2 rRNA genes (1 of these 2 cut by a window edge) are annotated in these 3,493 nt (G+C 54.2%); both read right to left on the bottom strand.

Going from position 1 to position 3,493, the window contains the following annotated elements:
• Positions 1-406: 406 nt before the first annotated feature.
• Positions 407-521 (bottom strand): 5S ribosomal RNA (gene rrf, locus DL237_RS20220).
• 104 nt (positions 522-625) lie between these two features.
• A 23S ribosomal RNA gene (locus tag DL237_RS20215) occupies positions 626-3,493 on the bottom strand; it runs 25 nt beyond the window's last position.

Below are 3,493 nucleotides of genomic sequence, written 5' to 3'. Positions count from 1 at the left end.
TTTTGGCTCGCTGTGTTGCGTGTCTTCTTGTCTTGGCGTCGCATCGGCAGCCCCGGCGAGCCGCCCCCCGCGCTCGCTCCGCGGTCCTGTATTTTCTGCGTTTGTCTTTTTTGGCGTGGTGTGCGGTTGTGTGTGTGGCGCTGGCGGCGCGCGCGAGGCGGCTGTGAGCGCGTTGTGAGGATGTCAGCTGCCTGGGCTGGCCCGCCGTGCGCCAGGGGATCGCGATCGTGGCGCGGGACGATGAGCGGGCATGGGGGCGCGGGCATGGGGGCGCCGGGGGCGGTCGGGCCTTGTTTTCGGGCCCTTGGGTGTGTGTATATTTGAGGAGTTTCCGGACAAGGAAAAACCCGGGTCGCCGATTGGCGCCCGGGTTTTTTTATGTGTCATCGTATCTGCTTTTTTCTAGGTCTGGCGGCGACTTACTCTCCCACGTCTTAAGACGCAGTACCATCAGCGCAACGGCACTTAACGGCTGGGTTCGGGATGGGACCAGGTGTTTTGCTCGCGCTATGACCACCAGACCGAGGAAAAAGCAGAGAGATATCAATGAAGTCCAAGAGTATTGATACACTGTTATGTTGTGTATGCTTTTGATTAATCGCAGAAGGTCTGACTTCTACTGGATCAAATCAAGCCTATCGGGCAATTAGTACTGGTCAACTGAACGCATTGCTGCGCTTACATCTCCAGCCTATCGACGTGGTGGTCTACCACGGCCCTCAGGGATACCTTGTTTTGAAGGGGGCTTCCCGCTTAGATGCCTTCAGCGGTTATCCTGTCCGAACATAGCTACCCAGCACTGCCGTTGGCACGACAACTGGTCCACCAGTGGTTCGTTCACCCCGGTCCTCTCGTACTAGGGGCAACTCTTCTCAAGTATCCTACACCCACGGCAGATAGGGACCGAACTGTCTCACGACGTTCTAAACCCAGCTCACGTACCTCTTTAAACGGCGAACAGCCGTACCCTTGGGACCTGCTCCAGCCCCAGGATGAGATGAGCCGACATCGAGGTGCCAAACACTGCCGTCGATATGGACTCTTGGGCAGTATCAGCCTGTTATCCCCGGCGTACCTTTTATCCGTTGAGCGATGGCCCTCCCACTTGGGACCACCGGATCACTATGGCCGACTTTCGTCTCTGCTCGACTTGTCAGTCTCGCAGTCAGGCTGGCTTCTGCCATTGCACTCAACGAGCGATTTCCGACCGCTCTGAGCCAACCTTCGCGCGCCTCCGTTACGCTTTAGGAGGCGACCGCCCCAGTCAAACTACCCGCCACACAGGGTCCCGGCACCGGATAACGGTGCGCGGTTAGACATCAAGCAGAACAAGGGTGGTATCTCAAGGGAGGCTCCACAGGGACTAGCGTCCCTGCTTCAAAGCCCACCACCTATCCTGCACATGTTCGGCCTAATGCCAGTGTGAAGCTGTAGTAAAGGTGCACGGGGTCTTTCCGTCTAACCGCGGGAAGCCTGCATCTTGACAGGCAATTCAATTTCGCTGAGTCGATGTTGGAGACAGCGGGGAAGTCGTTACGCCATTCGTGCAGGTCGGAACTTACCCGACAAGGAATTTCGCTACCTTAGGACCGTTATAGTTACGGCCGCCGTTTACCTGGGCTTCAATTCAGAGCTTGCACCCCTCCTTTTAACCTTCAGGCACCGGGCAGGCGTCAGACCCTATACGTCGTCTTGCGACTTCGCAGAGCCCTGTGTTTTTAGTAAACAGTCGCCACCCCCTGGTTTGTGCCCCCGGCAAATACTTGCGTATCTACCGGGCCTCCTTCTCGCGAACTTACGGAGGTATTTTGCCGAGTTCCTTCAACATCGTTCTCTCAAGCGCCTTGGTATTCTCTACCAGTCCACCTGTGTCGGTTTAGGGTACGATCTCATGTAGGGCTATTTCCAGGAACTGCTAAGCGGCCCCTCCAATCCGATAAGGAGGAACAACCGTCGCAATCCGTCACATCCTACTGGCTCAGGAATATTAACCTGATTCCCATCGACTACGCCTTTCGGCCTCGCCTTAGGGGTCGGCTTACCCTGCTCAGATTAGCTTTAAGCAGGAACCCTTGGACTTTCGGCGAGGGAGTCTCTCACTCCCTTTGTCGCTACTCATGTCATCATTCTCACTAGTGATCTCTCCACCGGATGGCTCACGCCCCGGCTTCACAGAAAAGACTAACGTCTTTTCTGACCTCTTATTTGCACTACCGCCTTCGGCTACTTGAGTGCGAACACCCGGTATCCAAAATTGGTCCTGCAAAAGATCAGTAAAGACGAAGTCCTATGTCACACTACGCTCCGCTACCATGCACTATGTGCATCCTCAGCTTCGGCTCATGGCTTGAGCCCCGTTACATCTTCGCCGCAAGACAGCTAAATTAGACCAGTGAGCTGTTACGCTATCTTTAAAGGATGGCTGCTTCTAAGCCAACCTCCTGGTTGTTTTGGCCGTCTCACCTGCTTTCCCACTTAGCCATGAATTAGGGGCCTTAGCTGGAGGTCAGGGTTGTTTCCCTCTTCACTACGGACGTTAGCATCCGCAGTGTGTCTGCCGTCTAGTACTCCTCGGTATTCGGAGTTTGGTTAGGATCAGTAAGTCTGTGGGACCCCATTACCCATCCAGTGCTCTACCCCCGAGGGTATTCGGACGACGCTCTACCTAAATAGATTTCGCGGAGAACCAGCTATCTCCGAGTTTGATTGGCCTTTCACCCCTAGGCACAACTCATCCCGACCTTTTTCAACAGGTGTGGGTTCGGACCTCCAGTAAGTGTTACCTTACCTTCATCCTGGTCATGCCTAGATCACTCGGTTTCGGGTCTGATCCCACAAACTCATGCGCCCTATTAAGACTCGCTTTCGCTGCGCCTACACCTAACGGCTTAAGCTTGCTTGTGAGACCAAGTCGATGACCCATTATACAAAAGGTACGCTGTCAGGCCGCAAGGGCCCTCCAACTGATTGTAGGCGTTCGGTTTCAGGTACTGTTTCACTCCCCTCGTCGGGGTGCTTTTCACCTTTCCCTCACGGTACTGGTTCGCTATCGGTCAGTAAGGAGTACTTAGCCTTCGGGGGTGGTCCCCCGATCTTCAGACAGGATTTCACGTGTCCCGCCCTACTTAATACGTCCAATCGAGCTACCCATACGGGACTGTCACCCACTATGGTCTGCTTTTCCAAACAGTTCTGGTCACTCTCATGGCTCGGCTGGTCCCCGTTCGCTCGCCGCTACTAGGGGAGTCTCTATTGATGTCCTTTCCTCCGGGTACTTAGATGTTTCAGTTCCCCGGGTTTGCTCTTAAAACCCTATATATTCAGGTAATAAGTACCTGTTTCAGCCAACTATAAAATGCCCGAAGGCTATTATAATCAACTGTCAGGTGGGTTGCCCCATTCGGAAATTCATGGATCAAAGCTTATTCTCAGCTCCCCATGACTTATCGCAGAGTATCACGTCCTTCATCGCCTCTTACTGCCAAGGCATCCA

Origin of the sequence: Pseudooceanicola sediminis, from assembly GCF_003575965.1 — a bacterium.
Classification (GTDB): Bacteria; Pseudomonadota; Alphaproteobacteria; order Rhodobacterales; family Rhodobacteraceae; genus Pseudooceanicola; species Pseudooceanicola sediminis.
The sequence above is the reverse complement of the archived record's forward strand: the minus strand, read 5'-3'. Positions and strand labels throughout refer to the sequence as shown.